We start from the raw sequence: 20139 nt of genomic DNA, 5'->3' as shown, positions 1-20139 counted from the left end.
CGCCTCCTCACGTGAGCCGGTCCCGTGCGTTCCGTAACGGCTTCCGTACGCGTTCCGATTCCCCTACCAGCAAGGCCCGTCCGCGCTCCATCCGAGGTCAGGCGGCACTTTCTGACACAAAGGCGCAAAGTACCCTATAACCTCTCCTCCATGACCGGATCCCTGCTCGAGGTGATCGCGCTCAACGTGCGCGACGCCGTGGCCGCCGAACAGGGCGGAGCCGACCGGCTGGAGGTCGTCGCCGACATGGCGGCCGACGGGTTGTCCCCCTCCCCGGAGACGGTTGCCGCGATCGCCGCGGAATGCCCCCTGCCCCAGATGGTGATGCTCCGCTGCGACGCCGGCTTCGCCGCCGACCCCGACGTGCTGGCCAGGCTCAGCCGCGACGCCAAGGCATTGGCGCAGGCGGGTGCGGCGGGGTTCGTGTTCGGGTTCCTCGACGGAGGGGGCGCCGTCGACCTGGCCGCCACCGAGGCGCTCATCCACGCCGTCTCCCCGCTGCCGTGGACGTTCCACCGCGCCGTGGACCACGCCGCCGACGTCCAGGCCGCCTGGCGGGCGGTTCGGCTGCTGCCGAACCTGGCCACCGTGCTCACCTCGGGCTCGCCCAGCGGCGTGGGGGACGGCCTGCGGATGCTGAAGACGCGCGCCGACGCCGGTGACGCCTCCATCGTGCTGGCCGGTGGCGGCCTGAAGCCGGTCCACGTGCCGGCCCTGCTCGACTACGGCATCCGCGCCTTCCACGTCGGCACGGCGGTGCGAGGCAGCTGGTCGGACCCCGTCGACTGGCGCCTGGTACGCCAGTGGCGGGCCCTGGTCGAACGCGACTGAACCCGGGCCGGTCGGCCGGAGTGAGCGCGCGACCGGACCAGGGCCGCCACGCCCGAAGGAGCGGGGCTCAGGGGAGTGCCGCGTCCGCGCGGCGCAGCGCGGCACTCAGCGTGCGGATCGTGGCGGGCTCGTCCATCACGCCGCCCCCGGCCGAGCGCCGCTCCTCCCAGGCCCGCACCCGCTCCTGGTAGGCGTCGTACCTGGCCAGATGGAAGGCGTAGACGGTGGCGAAGCGGCTCACCAGATGCGACGGGTGCATGTCCCAGCCCTGGTAGAACCCGTACCGCAGGGAATGCCTGACGAGCTCGGCGTGCCGCCGCCACAGGGCGTGCACGTCGCTCGTCAGCTCGGAGGCGGGCGAGGCCGCCAGCGACCCGTCCGACAGCTCCACCCCCGTCTCCGCGAACGCCGTCTGCATCACGTGCCGCGCGTGGTCGCAGGCCGGATGGTCGAGCCGCTGCTCGTGCGGCGGCAGCCCGATCGCGGCGGTGTAGTCGAAGACGCCGAAGTGCGCCGCCGCCAGCCGCCCGCCCAGTGACTCGTTCAGGTCCCCGCGCAGGAACGGCAGCGTCTGCGGCGCCTCCACCTGCATCTCGAACCGCAGCCGCACCCCGAACTCGGCCTCCAGCGCCGCCAGCACGGCCGCGAACTGCCCGAGATAAGCCTCCATGAGCACCTTGGGGAAGGTCACGGTGAAGCCGCCGGGCAACTCTCCCGCTCGCGTGATCACCCCGGCCAGCAGCGTACGCAACGTGCGCACCGACCGTTCGGGATCGCCGTCGGCGAACGACTTCACCCGGGGACCCCAGCGCCGCGGCAGCGTCCCGGCCGCGTACATCGAGGCGACGGCCTCGGCGGCCCGCTCCGCGTGCTCGTCCTCGACGGCGCCCGGACGCACGCCGTAGCCGTCCTCGAAGTCGACGCGCAGGTCCTCGACCGGCTCGGTGGACAGCTTGCGCAGCACCCGCTCGTGCACGGCGGCGCCCAGCGCGCCCGGCACGCCGAACACCTCGGTCAGCTCGTCGGGCCCGGACAGGTGCGCCTTGACCAGGGCGAGCGCGTGATCACCCCACTCCTGGACGGTACGCGCGGAGAACCGGTCGGCGGGCACGTAGACGGTGTGCACCGGCTGCCAGCCGGGCGCGGTCATGGGGTATCGGGCCTGCTGCAGCCGGTAGGTCCCGGCGAAACCCTCAGGGACGGCAGGCACGGAGCATGGCCTCCAGACCGACGAGCTTGACGCGCTCGCCCCGGTTGAGCGACAGGGCGAGCTCGGCCTCGGCGGCCTCGATCGCCAGCCATTCCTCGTACGTCACCGGCCGCACCCCCCGCTCGGCCAGCACCGCGTCGATGCCGGGCCCCTCGGCCCGGGCCTCGCCCGCGGAGTCGGCCAGGAGCGTGCGGACCGTCTCGGCCGCGTCGGACTTGTTCGTGCCGATCACCCCGGTGGGCCCTCGTTTCAGCCAGCCTGCCACGTATTCGCGTTCGCGTACGCGCCCGGCCTGGTTCGGGACGGTCATGGTCGCCTCGGAGAACGGCACCCCGGGCAGCGGCACGCTCTGGTAACCGACCGAGCGCAGCACCATGCCGACCGGCAGCGTCTCGTACACGCCGGTCCCGATCACGCGCCCCTCCTCCGACAGCCGGGTGCGCTCCAGCTTGATGCCCTCGACCCGGTCGGCGCCGAGGATCTCGACCGGGCGCATCCAGAAGCGCACGTCGAGCCGGCGCGGCCGGCCCACGGGCTCGCGGCCGGCCCACTCCTGGAGGATCTTGATGTTGCCCTGCACCTGGCGCGGGAAGTCCGCGCCCAGGACGACGGCCTCCTCGGGGCGCACGCAGACGTCGGCGTTGGCCAGCTCGCCCAGCTCACGCAGCTCCTTCAGGGTGAACTTGGCGTGCTCGGGGCCGCGCCGGCCGATCATGTGGATGGCCTTGACCTGGCTCGCCTCCAGGCGTTCGAGCACCTCGTGGGGCACGTCCGTGGCGCGCAGCTCCTCCGAGGTCTTGGCCAGCACGCGTACGACGTCCACCGCCACGTTGCCGACCCCGATCACCGCGACCTCGGAGGTGTCGAGCGTGAACCGGCCGGGATCGACGTCGGGATGGCCGCAGTACCAGTTGACGAAGTCGGTCGCCGCCACGCTGCCCGGAAGATCCTCGCCGGGGATGCCGAGCTTCCTGTCGACCATCGCGCCCGTGCAGTAGACCACCGCGTCGTAGGCGCCGAGCAGGTCGTCCACCGACAGGTGCGCGCCGAGCGTGACGCCGCCGAGGAAGCGCACCTGGGGCAGCTCCAGCACCCTGCGCAGGTAGTTGGCGATCGACTTGATCGAGGTGTGGTCGGGCGCCACGCCGTATCTGACCAGCCCGTACGGAGTCGGCAGCCGCTCCAGGACGTCCACCTCGACCGGTTCCGCCGACTGCTTGACCAGCGCCTCGGCCGTGTAGATGCCTGCTGGGCCCGACCCGATGACCGCCACGCGCAACGCCACGTCGCCTCCCTATGCCGGTGATCGTGCACCACGGGACGTGCGTCCCACCAGATACAACCGGCCAGTGTGATCGATGTATCCCCGGTCGCCGGTACGGATGAACCCGTGTCCGGCGATTACCGCATGATCGGGGCTCTTGCCAACGTAGCCGCTCATCACCGCGCCGGTGGGGAGAAGCACCTCACCTTGTCAGCCAGGCGCGTCTATCGGGGGCGTAATGCCAGCTTGTCCACCTTTCCGTTCGGGTTCGTGGGCAGCGCGTCCAGCACGGTGATCGTCTTGGGCACCTTGTAGCCGGCCATGTTGGCCCTCGCCCACGCGAGCAGGGCGTCGGGGTCGGGGTTCCGGCCGGGCCGGGGGACGACGTAGGCCAGCCCGGCCTCGCCCGAGACCGGGTCGGGCACGCCCACGACCGCCGCCTGCGCCAGCGAGCCCTCCCGCAGCAGCAGCGACTCGACCTCGGCGGGGGAGACGTTGAACCCGTTGACGATGTAGAGCTCCTTCTTGCGGTCCACGATCGCGAGGTTGCCGGCCTCGTCCAGAACGCCGACGTCGCCGGTGTGCAGCCAGCCGCCGGCGTCGACGACCTCGGCCGTCTTGGCGGGGTCGTCCCAGTAGCCGCGCATCACGCCGTAGCCGCGCTGGAGGATCTCGCCGCGCTCGCCGGGCGCGACCTCCTTGCCGTCGTCGTCCACGATCTTCACCTCGATGCCCGGCACGGGCCTGCCGGTCGTCGCGGCGACCACCTCGATCGGGTCGCCGGCCCGGGTCATGGAGACGACCGTGCCCTCCATCAGCCCGTACGCGTTGATCACGCGTTCCAGCCCGACCCGCTCGACCAGCCGCGTGATCAGGCTCGCCGGCACGGCGGCCGCCCCGCAGATGGCCACCCGCAGCGACGACACGTCCCAGGAGCCCCGGTCCAGCTCGTCCAGCACCCGGTGGAAGAGCGTGGGCGGCCCGGCCAGCACCGTGACCCGCTCGGAGGAGATCAGTGACATCAGCGACTCCGGCGCGAACACCGGGATCGGCACCATCGTGGCCCGGCGCAGCACACAGGCCACGAGCCCGGCGTTCAGCCCGAACCCGTGGCTGAACGGGGCGATCACCGGATAGCGGTCGTTCTCGTCCAGCGTGACGATCTCCGACCAGTCCCAGTAGCCACGCAGGACCTGGGAGTGGTCGATCATGACGCCTTTGGGGGTGCCGGTGGTGCCCGAGGTGGACATGATCTCGCACAGGTCGCCCGGCAGGACCGACAGTGCCCGCTCCTCGGCCGCCTCGGCGGAGACCGCCTCCCCCGCCAGATCGTCCGAGGTGAGGACGTGCAGCGGGCCGGGCAGCGGGGGCAGCAGCTCCGCCGGCCGGGGATCCGCAGGCCCCGCCCCTGCGATCAGCACCTTCGCGCCCGTCTTCTCGATCAGCTGCGCGGCCTCGATCCCCTTGAAGCGCGCCGACAGCGGCACGATCACCGCGCCCGCGTCCCAGATCCCGAACGCGTGCGTCACCCAGGCCGCCGAGTTCACCCCCCACATCGCCACCCTGTCACCGTGGGCCACGCCGAGCGCCATCAGGCGGCGGGCGACGCCGGACGCCCGCTCCCTCAGCTCCGCCAGCGTCAGCCGCGGGCCGTCCCGCTCGGCGACCGCGACGGCGCCGGGATGCCGTTCGGCCTGGTCACGTAGCATGCGGGGGAGCGTCCCCCAGTCCGGCATCGATCCCATCGGCTGCCCCTTCTCAGGCGAGCGCGCTCCGGTCCCTTCCCAGGTGGTGGCCGCGTGCGTCGGCGACGGTGCCGGGGGTCGCGGTCTCCGAGACCTCGGGGGCGATCTCCACGGCGATCGAGACGGGTGTGAGCGCGCGTACGGACTGCTCGATCCGCGCCTTCCACATGGGGTTGCCCACCAGGCTCTCCCGGCCGAACGTCACCGTCAGCACGGCCGTGTCCAGCGTTCCGTGGCGGCTCACGGCCAGCTCCCACCCGGTCACGCCGTCGATCTTCGCCAGCGCCCTGTCGATGCGCGGCAGTGCCAGCCACACGCCTCTGACCAGCACGTGCTCGCCCACGGTGTGGGCCGGCGCGGGGATGGCCGAGCCGGCCGTCCCGGCCACCAGGCCGGTCCGCAGCACGGCGTCGCCGAGCGTGGAGTGCGCGTGCGGGGTGACGACCAGCTCCGCCAGCCCGGCGGCGGGGTCGGCCGCGTCGTCCCTGGCCAGGGCCGCGGTCCCGAGCAGGCCGTCCACGAGCGGTTTGAGCGGATCCTCCTCGGCCGTCCGCCACGCCAGCGCGCCGCCGCCGAACGGGCTGGCCAGCACCTCGGTGACCGTGGCGCCGAACTCGCCCGCCAGGTGCCCGAGCGTGCGCTTGGAGGCGATCTCCCCGGTCAGGACGATGTTCCCGAGGCCGAGGTCCAGCGGGTCCAGCAGGAACTCCAGATGCAGGCGGGCCAGGAGGTCCATCGCGCCCGTCGGGGTGGCGACCAGCGTGGTCGCCTTCAGCGCCGACAGGGCGTGGTGCAGCCGCATCCGCCCGCGCGGGCCAACGGACGCCGCCGCCGCGGCCACGTCCGCCGCCGCCGCGGTCCACAGCGCCCCGGCCGGCTCGGCGAGCGCCACCACCACCCGGTCGCGTTCGCCCACTCCCGCCTCCCGCAGCGCCGCCCCGGTCAGCTCGGCGGCGGCGGCCCGGTCGCCGGGTCCGAGGGGCAGGACGCTCGACACGTCGGGGGAGACCAGCAGCAGGCCGGTGGCGGATCCCGCGGCGGCCCCGAGGTCGTCGCGGGTCAGCCAGCGCGCCATCAGCGCATCACGTCCTTCATGAACAGGGTGATCGAGTCGCACACCCGCTCGTGTGCCAGCCCGCCCACCTGCGCCTGGATGATCAGATCGGTCGCGCCCGCCTCGGCGATCCTGGCCAGCGCCTTGCGCGAGCCCTCGACGTCGTCCACCACCACCATCAGGTGCTCGCGCAGCGTGGCCATGGACTCCTCTGGCGGCATCCCGGCCGCCAGTTGCCCGAGCACGCGGTGCGTGGCGTGGCGGGCGTCGTAGTAGTCGGGCGGGGTGACGAGGTTGACCTGGCGGCGGATGTACCACAGGACGGCGTCGGCGGCCGTGGCGGTGGCCTCGTCCCTGGTGGGGGCCACGAACCAGGGGATCATGAGCGCGATCCGGCGCGTGGCGGGGTCGAAACCGTACTCCGCCAGACACTCCCGATATTTCGCGATGTCGGCGGCGACGTCGTCGATGCCCTTGAGCATCGTCATGCCGAGCAGGTTGTACCCGCGCCGGGCGGCGGCCAGGTAGCCCTCCAGGGAGGTCGAGGCCACCCACACCGGCGGATGGGGCCGCTGGGCCGGACGCGGGTAGACGGCCACGTCGGGGATCTCGAAGAACTCGTTCGACCGGCTGACCGGCTCGCCGTCGGCCTCCCAGATGGCGAGCGTCGCCTCCAGGGAGTCCTCCCAGATCTGCCGCGACTTCTCGAACGGCCGCTGGAACGCCTGGTACTCCAGCGGGGAGGCCCCGCGCCCGGTGCCGAAGTCAACCCGGCCGCCGCTCAGCACGTCCAGCGTGGCGACGCGCTCGGCCGTGCGGATCGGGGACTGGAACGGCAGCAGCACCACCCCGAGCCCGAGCCTGATGCGCTCGGTGCGCTGGGAGATGGCGGCCAGGACCAGATCGGGGGCGGAGGAGTGGGAGAAGCCCCTGGTGAAGTGGTGCTCCACGAACCAGGCCGCCTCGAAGCCCAGCCTGTCGCCCAGGACGACCTGGTCGATCACGTTCTGGAACGCCCGCTGTTCGACCTCGCGGGTGCGGCCGCGGACCTCCAGTTCGTACCCCAGGCTGATCCGTAGGGACGTCATCGCGCCTCCGGCGTTATAGGAAACCAAGCGCTCGCTTGGTAGAGCGTATCAGCGGCAAAGACTTGCGGGAAGGGCGCGGCGGCGATCAGAGTGATGCTCGTGAAGCGAAAGCACGCGTTGCGGCGGCCGAAGAGCGGCCCGCCTTCCGACCACGGCGACGGGCTCTCGCTCACCGAGGCCCGCCGGTACGAAGCGTTCGGCAGGGTGATGGCCGCGCTGGCCGCCGAGGCCGACTTCATCGAGTCGTGCCGCGACCTGACCTGGTGGCCCGGCGCCGACCACGGCTGGCACATCGAGTGGCGCGACGGCCCCTTCGCGTCCGAGGTGGCCGATCTGCTCGCCGAGCAGGTACGCGACGACCCCGCCCACGACGGCTCCCTGGTCACCGGTGCGGGGCCGGCCGGTGCGGGCTCGGCCGTGCTCGACGTGATGGGCGTGCGGTTCGAACTGCGTGCGATCGACCCGATGGGACGGGCCGGCGTACGCGCCAGGCCCGGTTTCTGGCGCCTGACCGAGGCCCTCGACACCACCCGCCGCACCAACACCCGCCACCCCTGGGAAGAACTCCTCGGCGGCTGACCCCGAGGACGCGGCTCAGGCGTCTGGCCCCGGACATTCGGCTCAGGCGTCTGACCCTGTGTGCGGCTCAGACGTCGCCGTCGAAGACGTGCGCGGCGAGGCGGGCGCGATGCGCCTGCGGCGGGCCGAACAGCTGCGCGTCCGACGTCGCCCGCTTGAAGTAACGATGCGCGGGATGCTCCCAGGTGATCCCGATCCCGCCGTGCACCTGGATGTTCTCCCCGGCCGCCGTCAGGTACGCCTCCGTGCAGTACGACCCCGCGACCGCCGCCGACACCTCGTCATCGGCCGCCGCTCCCGCGGCCGACCTGGCAGACTCCACCAGGAGCAGCAGGTCGGCCAGCTTGTGCTTGATCGCCTGGAACGACCCGATCGGCCGCCCGAACTGGTGCCGGCGCAGCGCGTGCTCGACCGCCATGTCCAGGCATCGCTGCGCCCCGCCCACCTGCTCGGCCGCCAGGGCCGCGATCCCGAGGTCGCGCACGCGGGCCCACGAGCCGCCGTCGCCCAGCCGCCGGACCGGGGTGTCGCGGAAGGAGAGCCGCTGCAGCGGCCGGCTCTCGTCCATCGTCCGGTACGTCTCCCGCTCCTCGGGCACCGCCTCCACCAGCGATCCGCCGGCGTACAGGAGCACCAGCTCGCCCTCCAGCGCGTACGGCACCACCCCGGTGAGCAGGCCGCCCTCCAGCCTGAGCTCGCCGTCGCCCGGCAGCACCACGGTCGCCGTCGTCTCCCCGCCGGCCAGCGCCGCCAGCACCCCGTCCGCCCCGCACGCCCTGGCCGCTTCGACGGCCATGACCGCCGACTGCAGGAAGGGGTGAGGGGACAGCGCCCGGCCCAGCTCCTCGGCCACCGCGGCCGTCTCCGCCGGGCCGCAGCCCGCGCCGCCGTACTTCTCAGGAACGAGCAGTCCGGCGATTCCGACGTCGTCCGCGAACGCCCGCCACGAAGCGGCGGGACGGGCGTCGAGATAGTCGCGGACCACGGCGCGGAGATCGTCGGCGAGCGTCACGCGCTCCACCATAACCAAGCGATTGCTTGTTTTGGAATGCGGAGGACCGAAATTTGCCTTTTGTGTAGGGTTACATAGTCTGATTGCGGTTATCCCAAGATTTAGCCGGTGAGGGGTTGACCAGGGAATCGGAGATGAACAACACCACCATCGACTACGTCGACTTCGCCGAGTACGACCGGCGACAACGTGCCATCGAACGGCACCTGGTGACGGCCTTCCTGGGCGGACTGGTCGTCGGAACGCTGGGAATGCTGCTTTCCGGGATCGGTCCGCGATGGTTCGGGCAGATCTACGATCCTTACGCCTATCTCGCCCTCTCTCTCGCCGTGGGCGTGAGTGCTTCCGGATTCGGCTGGGCCTTGGTGACCACGTTCCTCGCGGCGGTCTCCACGCTGGTCGCCGCGCTCGGCGCGACCGCCCTGCGCGGCGACGAGGCCTTCGACGTCATCGGCGGCAGCGCCGTCGGGCTCAACTGGACGCTCGGCCTGCTCGTCGTGCTGGGCCTGCTGGCGTACGTCACACGCAGGGACGACGCCTGGGGTGACGTGGCCGCGGGCGCGATCGGAGCCGCGCTGATCACCGACGTGGTGGACCGCTCCACCCCCGGCTTCATCGACAGCGACCAGTCGTTCTGGCCGGGACCCGCGGTTTCGGTCGGGCTCCTCGCCCTGGCCCTGGTGTTCTTCCTGCGCAGGAACGCGGGCGGACGGGTGCGCGCGCTGGCCATGTCGGCGGTGTTCGCGGCACTGTTCACGTTCTGCCTCGCGGCCTTCGTGGCGGGCTGGTTCCCGCTGGCCGCCTGATCCTTTCCGCGCTGTCTTGTGCGCCGTCTTCCGCGTCGTTTTTCGGGTCGTCCTCTCGGTTGTCCGAATCCTCCCGTGCCCCCAGCACCTGATAAGCCCGAGCGCGGCGCTCCTCCGACTCGATAGCCTGTAGTCCTTCACATCCAGGTTCGAGCAAGGAGTAGCCGTGTTGCTGCGCATGTCGTCGTTGTTTCTTCGCACCCTGCGGGACGACCCGGCAGACGCGGAAGTCCCGAGCCACAAGCTCCTGGTCCGCGCCGGCTATGTCCGCCGCGTGGCCCCCGGCATCTACTCCTGGCTCCCGCTCGGCAAGATGGTGCTGGAGAACGTCGCGAGGATCGTCCGCGAGGAAATGAACCGCATGGGCGGCCAGGAAGTGCTCTTCCCCGCGCTGCTGCCCCGCGAATACTACGAGGCGACCGGTCGCTGGACCGAATACGGCGACACGCTCTTCCGCCTTCAAGACCGTAAGGGCGCCGACTATCTGCTCGGTCCCACGCACGAGGAGCTCTTCGCCGACATGGTCAAGAGCGAATACTCCTCCTACAAGGACTATCCGGTCACCCTTTACCAAATTCAGACCAAATATCGCGACGAGGCGCGGCCCAGGGCGGGCATCCTGCGCGGCCGCGAGTTCCTGATGAAGGACTCCTACTCCTTCGACCTCGACGACGACGGGCTCAAGCGCTCCTACGAGCAGCACCGCGAGACCTACATCCGCACGTTCGACCGCCTCGGCATCTCCTACAAGATCGTCTTCGCCACGTCCGGCGCCATGGGCGGCTCGGCCTCCGAGGAGTTCCTGGCCCCCACGCCCACCGGCGAGGACACGTTCGTGGCCTGCCACTCCTGCGGCTACGCGGCCAACGCCGAGGCCGTCGTCACCACCGCGCCCGCCGCCCGTCCCGTCGAGGACGCGGCGCCGCTGCGGGTCCTCGACACGCCCGACACCCCGACCATCGAGTCCCTGGTCAACCACGTCAACGAGCACCACGGCCTGTCCGTCACCGCCGCCGACACGCTCAAGAACGTCGTCGTCAAGGTGACCACGCCCGGCTCCGACAAGGTCGAGACCCTGGTCGTCGGCGTGCCCGGCGACCGCGAGGTGGACTTCAAGCGCCTTGAGGCGTCGCTGGCGCCCGGCGAGCCGGCCATCTTCGAGGCGGCCGACTTCGCCAAGCACCCGGGTCTCGTCCGCGGCTACATCGGCCCGCAGGTCCTGCGCGAGCTCGGCATCCGCTACCTCGTCGACCCGCGCGTCGTCACCGGCACCTCCTGGGTGACCGGCGCCAACGAGCCCGGCAAGCACGCCGTCAACGTGGTCGCCGGCCGCGACTTCACCCCCGACGGCACGATCGAGGCCGCCGAGGTGCGCGCCGGCGACCCGTGCCCCCGCTGCGGCGCCGAGCTGTCCATCGACCGGGGCATCGAGATCGGCCACATCTTCCAGCTCGGCCGCAAATACGCCGACGCCGCCGGCCTCGACGCGCTCGGCCCCGACGGCAAGCCCATCCGCGTCACCATGGGCTCCTACGGCATCGGCGTCTCGCGCGCGGTGGCCGTCATCGCCGAGCAGGCCCACGACCAGCTCGGGCTGGTGTGGCCGCGCGAGGTCGCGCCCGCCGACGTGCACATCGTCGGCACCGGCAAGGAAAACCAGGTGGAGGCCGCCCTGGAGCTGGGGGCCGAGCTGGAGTCGCGCGGCCTGCGGGTCCTGGTCGACGACCGGGCGCAGGTCTCGCCCGGCGTGAAGTTCAAGGACGCCGAGCTGCTCGGCCTGCCCACGATCGTGGTGGTCGGGCGCGGGCTCTCGCAGGGCGTGGTGGAGCTGCGCGACCGGGTGACCGGCGAGAAGTCGGAGATCCCCCTCGCCGAGGCCGCCGACCGCGTGATCGCCGCCACCACCGACTGAGCCGCCACCGCCTCAGCCCGCCCGGCGCACATGCTCGCCGGGCGGGCCAGGTGGATCAGGCGACGGGCAGGGGCGACTTCGACCGCCGCCGTACGACCACCGGCCCGACCAGGCACGCCACCGCGACGAGCAGGATCACCAGCGACACCGGCCGCGTCACGAACACCGTCGGATCCCCCTCGCTGAAGGCCAGCGCCCGCCGGAACTGCACCTCCATCAACGGCCCCAGCACCGCCCCCAGGATCAGCGGCGCCACCGGATACCGGGCCCGGTGCAACACCCACCCCAGCAGCCCGAACCCGTACGCGATCAGCACCTCGAACACGCTCTGCGAGATCGAGTAGACGCCCAGGGTGGCGAACGTCAGGATCGCCGCCGTCAGCAACGCCGGCGGCACGCTCAGCAGCTTCACCCACACCCGGATCAGCGGCAGGTTCAGCACCAGCAGCATCACGTTGCCGATGTAGAGGCTGGCGATCAGCGTCCACACCAGCACCGGCTGCTGGTCGAAGAGCTGCGGCCCGGGCTGCACGTTGTAGATCTGGAACGCGATCAGCAGCATGCTGGCCGTCGCCGAGGTCGGGATGCCCAGCGTGAGCAGCGGCACCAGCACCCCGGAGAACGCCGCGTTGTTGGCCGCCTCGGGCCCCGCCACGCCCTCGATGGCCCCCTGCCCGAACTCCTCCTTGTGCTTCGACAGCCGCTTCTCGACGTTGTAGCTCAGGAACGTGGGCAGTTCGGCCCCGCCCGCCGGCAGCGAGCCGATGGGCAACCCGAACAGCGTCCCGCGCAGCCACGGCCGCCACGAGCGCCGCCAGTCCTCCCGCGTCATGCCGACCCTGCCGTCCACGGTGACGGGCGCCTGCGCGGGCCGGTGCCGGGAGGCGGCCGTGGAGACCGCCTCGGCCACCGCGAACAGCCCCACCGCGACCGCCACCACCGACAGCCCTTCGTACAGCTCGGGCGCCCCGAAGGCGAAGCGCGGCTGGCCGGTCATCTGGTCGATCCCGACCAGGCCGATCGTCAGCCCGACGAACAGGCTCGACAGCCCTCGTACGATCGAGTCGCCCATCAGCGAGGTGACCGTCACGAACGCGAGCACCATGATCGAGAAGTACTCGGCCGGCTGGATCAGCTTGGCGATGTTCGACATGCCGGGGGCCAGGAACGTGATGACGACCGTGGAGATCGTGCCGGCCACGAACGAGCCGATGGCCGCCGTCGCCAGCGCCGCCCCCGCCCGCCCGCGCCGGGCCATCGGATAGCCCTCCAGCGTGGTCGGGATCGAGGCCGTCTCGCCCGGGATGTTGAGCAGGATCGCGGTGGTCGAGCCGCCGTACATGCCGCCGTAGTAGATCCCGGCGAACATCACGAACGCCCCGACGGGGTCGAACACGAACGTCAGCGGCAGCAGCAACGCGATCGTCGTGGCCGGCCCGAGCCCCGGCAGCACGCCCACGAGCGTGCCGACGGTGACCCCGAGCATGGCCAGCAGCAGGTTCTGCAGGCTCAGCGCGTGGCCGAACCCGTCGAGCAGGTTGCCCAGCACGTCCATCTCAGAACGCCAATCTGATCAGGCCCGGCGGCAGCGTGATGCCGAGGAGCCGGTCGAACAGGAAGTACGTGGCCAGCGCCAGCACCAGCCCGGCGAGCACGTCGCGCACCAGCCGCCGGCTGCCCAGGACCCTGGCCACGGCCACGAAGAACAGGGTCGTGGCCTGCCAGTAGCCCGCGGGGACGAGCAGCAGCGCGTACGCGGCCAGCGCCCCCAGCAACATCAGCACCGACGGCCAGTGCGTCTCGCCGTCCTCACTCGACGCGTCCTCACCGGACGCGACCGCAGCCGACGCGACCTCGCCCGACGCGTCCTCACCGGACGCGACCGCAGCCGACACGACCTCGCCCGACGTGTCCTCACCGGACGCGACCGAGCCCGCCGCGACCGCGCCCGGGGTGGAGCCGGGCCGGAACGCCTGGACCACCCCGATCACCGACACCGCGGCCAGCCCCACCCCCACCAGCAGCGGGAACGCACGCGGCCCCACCGCCTGGTACCCGTTGCCCTGGGGGATGGAGAAGGCCTGGGCCAGCACGACCACGGCCGCCGCCAGGAAGCCGAGCGAGACGATCCGCTGCGTCACTTGCCGAGCCCCAGCTCACCCAGGATGGCGGTGACCTGCGTCCGCTGCTCGGCCAGCACCTTGCCGAACTCGTCGCCCGGCTTCCAGTCCTCGGTCCAGTTGTTGCGCTTGAGCACCTGCTTCCAGCACGACGACTGGCGGACCTTGTCGATCAGCCCGATCACGTCCTGCTGCTGCTCCTTCGACAGCCCGGCCGGGGCCAGCACGCCCGCCAGCGTGGAGACCGCCTCGTCGGCCAGGCCCAGCTCCTTCATGGTCGGCGCGTCGATGCCGGGCACCCGCTGCTCGGAGTCGACGGCCAGCACCCGCAGCTCGCCCGCCTCGATCTGCGGCCGCAGCTCGGCCACGGTGTCGATGCCGACCGTGGCGGCCCCGCTGAGCAGCAGGTTCATGGACTCGCCGCCACCGGCGGTGGGCACGAAGTTGATCTCCTTGGCGGCGATGTCGCGGCCCTTGGCCAGCCCGGCCACCGTCATCTGGCCGGGCCCGCCGAGCGAGCCGCCGGTCCACTTGACGCTGTGCGGCTTGGCCTGCATCGCGTCGAGCAGCGCCTTCAGCTCCTTGTACGAGGACTTCTTCGCCACCACGATGGCGCTCGGCCCCCGGCTCAGCCCCGCCACCGGCGTCAGCGTGGACAGGTCGACCGGCGACTTGTTGTTCACGATGCCGCCCAGCATGGTGACGCTGTCCATGACCATGAGCTGGTAGGGGTCGCCGTTCCGCTTGGCGAACTGCGCCAGCCCGATGGTCCCGCCCGCGCCCGGCACGTTCGTGACCGTGGCGTCCACCTCGGCCACCTGGCACTCGCCGAGCGCGCTCGCGATGCCGCGCGCCCGGGTGTCCCAGCCACCGCCGGGGCTGCCCGGGGCCATGATCGACAGGGCCTTGCTCGGGTACTCGCCGCCCGCGTCGGTGCTCTCGCCCACGGCGCAGCCGCCGCTGAGCGTCACGGCCGCCGCGACGGCGGCCACCAGTCTGATCTTCATGATGGCTCCCGGGGGGTGAGGATCGATGCGAAGAAGTCCTTGACGGGGCCGAGCACCTGCATCGGCTCGTGCCCCACGCCCGGCACGACGTCGAACCGCACGCCGATGCCGTGGGCCTCGAAGTTGTCGCGCAACGCCGTCAGCCGTTCGAGCCGCGTCACGCCGTGGGCGTCGGCGCCGTCCATCCAGTTGGAGTCGCCTTGGTTGTTGATCTCCCAGGTCTCCACGTCGGCGCTGCCCACGACCATCTGGACCGGCACGTCCCGCAGTTCCCCGATCCTCGGGGCGCAGCCGAACTCCTCCTCGAACCCCTTCAGCCCGATCCACCACGGGCTGTCGGGATCGATGTACGTTATCCGCCCCGGTGCCCCGATGGACAATCCGCACAGGCGGTCGGGGTGCAGGTAGGCGAACCGGTGCACGAACTGCCCGCCGCCGGAGAAGCCGTGCAGCAGGAACCTCTCCGTCCGTACGTTGAAGCGCTCGGCCACCTCCTCGACCATGGCCAGCAGGGCCAGGTCGAAGCGGATGCCGTCGTACCGGAGGAACTTGAAGTTGTGCAGGTCCTGGGGGTCGTCGCCGATGCCGGCGGGGAAGAGCGGCGCCAGCACCAGGCAGTCGTGCTCCTCGGCCCAGCCGGCGAAGTTGTCGCGATACTGCGGTCCGCGCCGCCCCGTCCCGTGCTGCAGAACGGCCACAGGCAGGGGAGCGCCGTCCGGGTCGTGGGCGGACGGCACGTACAGGCAGTAGGAGAATCTCTGGTCGTATCTCGACGCGAAGACGGTCGTCGCGCCCGCCGAATAGAAGCCCGTCGGATGCTTGACCACGTGCAGTGCCTCAGCCATGAGGCGACAGCCTGCGCAAACGCGGAGGGCTCCACAAGGAGATTGCCGCGAACGCGGTAATCTGCAGGGTGGCCGTCACGCTCCTCCTCGACCCGCCCGCCGCCGGATCCGTCGTCGTGCGCCAGTCGCCCCTGGCCGAGTTGTGCGCCTGTCTCCACGCGTTCGACGAGCCGGGCCACCACCCCGCCAGCGCCGCCTGGGTGGCCAGGGCCCACGCCGACCTCGACACCGCGCTGCTCGCCCAGGCCGCCGTCTGGGCGCCGCTCTGGGGCGCCTTCCGCGCCCGCTACCTGCTGCCGCTGACCGCCGGCGCGCGGCGCACGCTCGACGACGAGCTGGAGGAGGTGGCGGGGCTGCCCATCGGCGAGTTCACGGCCATGAGCGTGCAGGCGCTGATCGGCAAGAACGACACCGGGCTCGCGCCCCGGCTCAGCGACGAGGTGCTGCACCGGCTCCGGCTGATCTCCTCCAGCCGGATGGAGATCGGCGCCCGGCTGCTGGCCGACCCCGAAGGGGTGCGCGCCGAGCTGCTCGGCTTCCTGGCCGCCTTCGCCGCCGCCGCCTTCGACGCCGAATGGCCCGCCCTGCGCCGCGTCCTCGACCGCGACGGCGCGCTGCGCGAGCGCGACCTGCGCAGGAAGGGCGCCCTGTCGCTGGCCGACTTCCCGACCGCGTCAGCGGTCCAGCCGTCGGGCCGGTGGGTGCGCGTCGTGTTCGACAAGCTCTACAACGCCACCGCGCGGGTGGACGACGACCGCCCCTGCCTGCTCGTCCCGACCGTGCACGGCCGCCCCCACTTCGTGATCAAGCACTATCCGGGCTATCCGGTCGTCATCCAGTACAGCGCCGACGGGGCCGGCACGCCCACGCTGGAGACCGCCAGGCGCAGGCTCGCCGCCCTCCAGGACCCCACGCGGCTGCGGCTGTGCTACGCGATCCTGCGCAATCCGGTCGCCACCGCCGAGCTCGCCACCCAGCTCGGCATGACCGCGCCCCAGGTCTCCAGGCACCTGCGCCGGCTCAGGGAGGCCCAGCTCGTCCACACGCACCGGCGCGGCTCGGTCGTCTACTACCAGCTCGACGCCGACGCGGTCGAACGCCTCGGCCCCGACCTGCTCTCCGTCCTCTACCGCTGACGTAGGGCTCTCGTACGGCGCTACTCCCCGTCCTGGACGGCCGAGGCCGCGGGCGAAGCGGCGGGCGTTGCCTTGGCCGGCATGCCGGGAAAGGCCGCGGGCTGGGCCGGGCGGAAGGAGTAGGAGCGGGTCACCGCCTCCTGCATGGCCAGCGCGGCGTGCCGGCGCAGCGGCTCCTCGGTGGCCGCGGCCAGCTCCAGGTAGGCGGCCGTGACGCCGCCCTCCAGGTGCACCGCGAGGTTCGCGGCCAGGGTGGCGTTGGAGGGGAAGAACGGCAGCGCGTACGACGCGTCGGGCTCGACCGGCCGCCCGCCCCGCGCCGTGATCAGCGCGCGCAGTTGGTCGCGCCTGGACCTGTGGGCCTCGTAGGCCGCGCTCATCCTGGACCGCAGCGAGCCCGAGGTGCGCGCCCCGAGCAGCCCGTAGGCGAACAACACCGCGTGCTCCGCCGCCAGCGCCTTGCGCAACTTGTCGATGTCGCCCGCGTCTCTCGCAGCGGCCTGGGCACTGCGCTCGGCACTGCGCGCGGCGACCCCGGCGGCGCTGACACCGGCCTCCGCGCCGCTCACAGGGACCTCGGCAGGGCGACGACGTGGGCGGCCTCGCAGGCCCCGATGCTGGCGACGAGCTGGGCCACCCCTGGCGAGAGCCCGCCGAGCGCCCGCGCCCGCCCGGCCGCGGCCTTGCGCTCCAGCTCGCGCAGCCGGGCCAGCGACGGTTTACGCGCCTTCGCGGTGGACGTGGGGGACGTGGGGGATGGCGACACCGGCCCGGACGCGGCGCCCGGCGTGGGCGGGACGGTCACGTGCTTGCGCAGCTCGTCGAGATGGGCCTGATGGCGGTCCCTGAACGGCACGAGCTTGTCGGCCCCGCCCGAGATCAGCGACGAGTAGAGCGCGATCGTGCGCTCCTTCTCCGCGATGAGGCCCTTCAGCATGACCGTCTCGGGCGAGTCGGGGGCCGGCGCGGCCGGCCGATCGGGGCCGGAGGCGCTGCATGCGGTGAGGGCGGCCGCCCCGCCCGCCAGCAAGGCTCGCCTGGAGAGCTGAACCGGGCGCACGGACTCGAACCTCCACATGTCTCTGACCCCTGTCGCGGACCTCGCTAGCATCGTACGGCCAGTGCCCGGGATCGCCGCCCGGCGACGCCCCGTGATCGGGCTCGTGATCAGGCCCGTGATCCGGCCTGTCGTTCGACCCACCGTCCGACCGTGACGAGTGGCGCTCTTTCTGTGCCCTCATACGGATAGGGTGTCAACTGTCGTCGCTGGCTGAGCGGCCAGACGGCGGAGAGCCAGAGGCGAGGTCCGCCCGGCTGAGACATGACAATAGGGGAGGTCGATATGGGCAGCGCATCACCCCGCGACCACCTGATGAAGCTCCTGGAGCCCGTGGTCAGCGCGGAGGGTCTCGACCTGGAGGACATCACGGTCACCCAGGCAGGCAAGAGACGGCTGCTGCGGGTGATCGTCGATCGTGACGGCGGCGTGAGCCTCGACGACGTGGCCGACGTCAGCCAGGCCGTCTCCACGGCCCTCGACGACACCGACGCGATGGGCCAGGCCGCTTACACACTCGAGGTCTCCTCGCCCGGCGTCGACCGCCCGCTCACCGAGCCGCGCCACTGGCGCCGCGCGGCGAAACGGCTGGTGAAGGCCGAGCTGCGAGACGGCACCGTGGTGGAGGGCCGCATCATGACCGCCGACGACACCGGCGTCGACCTCGACGTCGAGGGCGCGGCGCGCAGACTTGACTACGAGAGCCTGACCCGCGGACGGGTGCAGGTGGAGTTCCGCCGCTTCGACGACGTCGACGGCGACGAAGGCTAAGGGGGAGCCGTCGTGGACATCGACATGAGCGTCCTGCGCAGCCTGGAGCGGGAGAAGGACATCTCCTTCGACCTGGTCGTCAAGGCGATCGAGGACGCGCTGCTGATCGCGTACTTCCGCACGGAGGGCGCGGCCCCCAAGGCGCGGGCCGAGCTCGACCGTGGCAGCGGCCACGTCACGATCTGGGCGGCGGAGCTGGACGACGAGGGCGAGGTCGTCAGGGAGTTCGACGACACCCCGGGCAACTTCAGCCGGATCGCCGCGACCACCGCCAAGCAGGTCATCCTGCAGCAGCTGCGCGACGCCGAGGACGAGATCAACTTCGGTGAGTTCGCCAGCCGCGAGGGTGAGCTGGTCTCCGGCGTGATCCAGCAGGGCAAGGACCCGCGCGTGGTGCTGGTCGACCTCGGCAAGATCGAGGCCGTGCTGCCCCACGCCGAGCAGGTCCCCGGCGAGGAATACGCCCACGGCGAGCGCATCCGCGCCTACGTGGTGCAGGTGAAGAAGGGCCACAAGGGCCCGTCGGTTACCCTGTCGCGCACCCACCCCGGGCTGGTGAAGAAGCTGTTCGCGCTGGAGGTCCCGGAGATCGCCGACGGCACCGTCGAGATCGCCGCGGTCGCCCGCGAGGCCGGCCACCGCACGAAGATCGCGGTCAGGTCGCGCAAGCCCGGCGTCAACGCCAAGGGCGCCTGCATCGGGCCGATGGGCTCGCGGGTGCGCAACGTGATGACCGAGCTGCACGGCGAGAAGATCGACATCATCGACTGGTCGGAGGACCCCGGCGAGTTCGTGGGGAATGCCCTGTCGCCCGCACGCGTTTCCCATGTCGAGGTTCTCGATCTCGACGGACGCGTCGCGCGGGTGACCGTGCCCGACTACCAGCTCTCGCTGGCCATCGGCAAAGAGGGGCAGAACGCCCGGCTCGCCGCACGACTGACCGGATGGCGGATCGACATCCGGCCCGACACCCAAGCCGAGGACGCCGCCGGTTCCGTAGATGCGTCAACACGGTAAGCTGGAATATGGTGGCCACGCGGTCCCACAGCGCACGTGTGTGGGCTGCAGGGTTCGCACGGCTAAGTCCGAGCTGCTCCGACTGGTGCGGGTCGAGGATCAAGTGGTCCCCGACCTGCGAGGACGGCTTTCAGGCCGCGGTGCATCGCTGCATCCGTCCTTGAGTTGTCTGGAGCTCGCCGAGCGGCGCCGAGCGTTTCCGCGCGCGTTCCGCGTGCGGGGGCCGCTTGACGTGTCGCCCGTACGGGCGCATCTAGAAGGAGAACCACGAAATGTCATGTAGGACGCCGAGTTGATGGGCGGAGTCAGATTGCTATGAGCGCCTGATGAGCACGCGGCGATGAAGACGTCAAGGTAGCGACGGTCCGGACGGCATAGCCAGCCTCCCGGGCCGAGTAAGGGAGTGCAGTGGCGAAGGTCCGGGTATACGAGCTCGCTAAGGAGTTCGGCGTAGAGAGCAAGGTCGTCATGGCCAAGCTCCAGGAGATGGGGGAGTTCGTCCGTTCGGCGTCCTCCACCATCGAGGCGCCGGTGGTCCGCAGGCTCACCGAAGCGTTGGGGGCGTCCAAGGGCGGCCCCTCAAGGGGCGGCGGTCAGTCGTCCAACAAGCCGCAGCCGCCAAGGGCTGCGCCGCGGCCGGCCGATGGCCAGGCCGCCAACGGCGCCGGGCAGGCGCCGGTTCCAG

General features: G+C 71.6%; 21 protein-coding genes. 9 read left to right on the top strand and 12 right to left on the bottom strand.

The window, feature by feature from the left end:
* Positions 1 to 150: 150 nt before the first annotated feature.
* Positions 151 to 831 (top strand): copper homeostasis protein CutC, encoded by a 681-nt coding sequence (locus tag ABFX54_RS12055; RefSeq protein ID WP_346104173.1) that lies wholly within the window; start codon positions 151 to 153, stop codon positions 829 to 831.
* A 67-nt stretch (positions 832 to 898) separates the two neighbouring features.
* Here the strand turns inward: ABFX54_RS12055 and ABFX54_RS12050 are convergent, their stop codons facing one another.
* The 5 genes from ABFX54_RS12050 to ABFX54_RS12030 form a co-directional block, all read right to left on the bottom strand.
* The gene (locus ABFX54_RS12050) at positions 899 to 2041 is read right to left on the bottom strand and encodes a DUF6986 family protein (protein ID WP_346104171.1); all 1143 of its coding nucleotides are present in this window, start codon (positions 2039 to 2041) and stop codon (positions 899 to 901) included.
* Positions 2025 to 3326, bottom strand: a complete 1302-nt coding sequence (locus tag ABFX54_RS12045; protein WP_346104169.1) for an FAD-dependent oxidoreductase — start codon at positions 3324 to 3326, stop codon at positions 2025 to 2027. Before ABFX54_RS12045 ends, ABFX54_RS12050 begins: the two co-directional genes overlap by 17 nt.
* A gap of 203 nt (positions 3327 to 3529) precedes the next feature.
* Entirely contained in the window at positions 3530 to 5014 is a 1485-nt protein-coding gene (locus tag ABFX54_RS12040) for an AMP-binding protein (RefSeq protein WP_346104167.1), read from the bottom strand.
* A 49-nt stretch (positions 5015 to 5063) separates the two neighbouring features.
* Positions 5064 to 6125 (bottom strand): hypothetical protein, encoded by a 1062-nt coding sequence (locus tag ABFX54_RS12035; protein WP_346104165.1) that lies wholly within the window; start codon positions 6123 to 6125, stop codon positions 5064 to 5066.
* Complete coding sequence (locus ABFX54_RS12030) at positions 6125 to 7192, bottom strand: LLM class flavin-dependent oxidoreductase (RefSeq protein WP_346104163.1); 1068 nt, start codon at positions 7190 to 7192, stop codon at positions 6125 to 6127. Before ABFX54_RS12030 ends, ABFX54_RS12035 begins: the two co-directional genes overlap by 1 nt.
* Positions 7193 to 7285: 93 nt before the next feature.
* On the opposite strand from ABFX54_RS12030, the gene ABFX54_RS12025 reads away from it, so the two are divergent.
* Positions 7286 to 7771 carry a hypothetical protein gene (locus ABFX54_RS12025; RefSeq protein WP_346104161.1) on the top strand — a complete coding sequence of 162 codons (486 nt, stop codon included), beginning with the start codon at positions 7286 to 7288 and terminating at the stop codon, positions 7769 to 7771.
* A gap of 67 nt (positions 7772 to 7838) precedes the next feature.
* Here the strand turns inward: ABFX54_RS12025 and ABFX54_RS12020 are convergent, their stop codons facing one another.
* Positions 7839 to 8783 (bottom strand): acyl-CoA dehydrogenase family protein, encoded by a 945-nt coding sequence (locus ABFX54_RS12020; protein WP_346104160.1) that lies wholly within the window; start codon positions 8781 to 8783, stop codon positions 7839 to 7841.
* 134 nt (positions 8784 to 8917) lie between these two features.
* Here ABFX54_RS12020 and ABFX54_RS12015 point away from each other — a divergent pair, with 134 nt between their 5' ends.
* Positions 8918 to 9589: a hypothetical protein gene (locus tag ABFX54_RS12015; protein ID WP_346104158.1), complete on the top strand. Its 672-nt coding sequence runs from the start codon at positions 8918 to 8920 to the stop codon at positions 9587 to 9589.
* Between the two features lie 166 nt (positions 9590 to 9755).
* A complete protein-coding gene (locus tag ABFX54_RS12010; RefSeq protein ID WP_346104156.1) occupies positions 9756 to 11501 on the top strand; it encodes a proline--tRNA ligase in 1746 nt (581 codons plus the stop codon).
* A 55-nt stretch (positions 11502 to 11556) separates the two neighbouring features.
* Here ABFX54_RS12010 and ABFX54_RS12005 read toward each other — a convergent pair whose 3' ends face one another.
* The 4 genes from ABFX54_RS12005 to ABFX54_RS11990 are packed head-to-tail and all read right to left on the bottom strand — an operon-like array spanning position 11557 to position 15473.
* The gene (locus ABFX54_RS12005) at positions 11557 to 13056 is read right to left on the bottom strand and encodes a tripartite tricarboxylate transporter permease (RefSeq protein WP_346104154.1); all 1500 of its coding nucleotides are present in this window, start codon (positions 13054 to 13056) and stop codon (positions 11557 to 11559) included.
* 1 nt (position 13057) lies between these two features.
* The gene (locus tag ABFX54_RS12000; RefSeq protein WP_346104152.1) at positions 13058 to 13642 is read right to left on the bottom strand and encodes a tripartite tricarboxylate transporter TctB family protein; all 585 of its coding nucleotides are present in this window, start codon (positions 13640 to 13642) and stop codon (positions 13058 to 13060) included.
* Positions 13639 to 14628 carry a Bug family tripartite tricarboxylate transporter substrate binding protein gene (locus ABFX54_RS11995; RefSeq protein WP_346104150.1) on the bottom strand — a complete coding sequence of 330 codons (990 nt, stop codon included), beginning with the start codon at positions 14626 to 14628 and terminating at the stop codon, positions 13639 to 13641. The genes ABFX54_RS12000 and ABFX54_RS11995 overlap by 4 nt, the downstream gene beginning before the upstream one ends.
* On the bottom strand, positions 14625 to 15473 hold the full coding sequence (locus ABFX54_RS11990; RefSeq protein WP_346104148.1) for an alpha/beta hydrolase family protein: 849 nt from the start codon (positions 15471 to 15473) through the stop codon (positions 14625 to 14627). The genes ABFX54_RS11995 and ABFX54_RS11990 overlap by 4 nt, the downstream gene beginning before the upstream one ends.
* Positions 15474 to 15541: 68 nt before the next feature.
* Between ABFX54_RS11990 and ABFX54_RS11985 the strand changes: the two genes are divergently transcribed.
* On the top strand, positions 15542 to 16609 hold the full coding sequence (locus ABFX54_RS11985) for an ArsR/SmtB family transcription factor (protein WP_346104147.1): 1068 nt from the start codon (positions 15542 to 15544) through the stop codon (positions 16607 to 16609).
* 20 nt (positions 16610 to 16629) lie between these two features.
* Here the strand turns inward: ABFX54_RS11985 and ABFX54_RS11980 are convergent, their stop codons facing one another.
* Both ABFX54_RS11980 and ABFX54_RS11975 read right to left on the bottom strand, forming a co-directional pair.
* Complete coding sequence (locus ABFX54_RS11980) at positions 16630 to 17178, bottom strand: ferritin-like domain-containing protein (RefSeq protein ID WP_346104145.1); 549 nt, start codon at positions 17176 to 17178, stop codon at positions 16630 to 16632.
* The gene (locus ABFX54_RS11975; protein WP_346104144.1) at positions 17175 to 17669 is read right to left on the bottom strand and encodes a hypothetical protein; all 495 of its coding nucleotides are present in this window, start codon (positions 17667 to 17669) and stop codon (positions 17175 to 17177) included. The genes ABFX54_RS11980 and ABFX54_RS11975 overlap by 4 nt, the downstream gene beginning before the upstream one ends.
* A 282-nt stretch (positions 17670 to 17951) precedes the next feature.
* Here ABFX54_RS11975 and rimP point away from each other — a divergent pair, with 282 nt between their 5' ends.
* The 4 genes from rimP to ABFX54_RS11955 all read left to right on the top strand — a co-directional run.
* A complete protein-coding gene (rimP, locus tag ABFX54_RS11970; RefSeq protein WP_346104142.1) occupies positions 17952 to 18437 on the top strand; it encodes a ribosome maturation factor RimP in 486 nt (161 codons plus the stop codon).
* 12 nt (positions 18438 to 18449) lie between these two features.
* The gene (gene nusA / locus ABFX54_RS11965) at positions 18450 to 19454 is read left to right on the top strand and encodes a transcription termination factor NusA (protein ID WP_346104140.1); all 1005 of its coding nucleotides are present in this window, start codon (positions 18450 to 18452) and stop codon (positions 19452 to 19454) included.
* The gene (locus tag ABFX54_RS11960) at positions 19438 to 19737 is read left to right on the top strand and encodes a YlxR family protein (RefSeq protein WP_346104139.1); all 300 of its coding nucleotides are present in this window, start codon (positions 19438 to 19440) and stop codon (positions 19735 to 19737) included. Before nusA ends, ABFX54_RS11960 begins: the two co-directional genes overlap by 17 nt.
* 125 nt (positions 19738 to 19862) lie before the next feature.
* Positions 19863 to 20139: translation initiation factor IF-2 N-terminal domain-containing protein (locus ABFX54_RS11955; RefSeq protein ID WP_346104137.1), on the top strand; the 277-nt coding region annotated here is incomplete at its 3' end.

The organism is Nonomuraea maheshkhaliensis (assembly GCF_039529435.1).
Classification (GTDB): Bacteria; Actinomycetota; Actinomycetes; order Streptosporangiales; family Streptosporangiaceae; genus Nonomuraea; species Nonomuraea maheshkhaliensis.
This window is presented reverse-complemented; position numbering and strand designations above follow the sequence as displayed.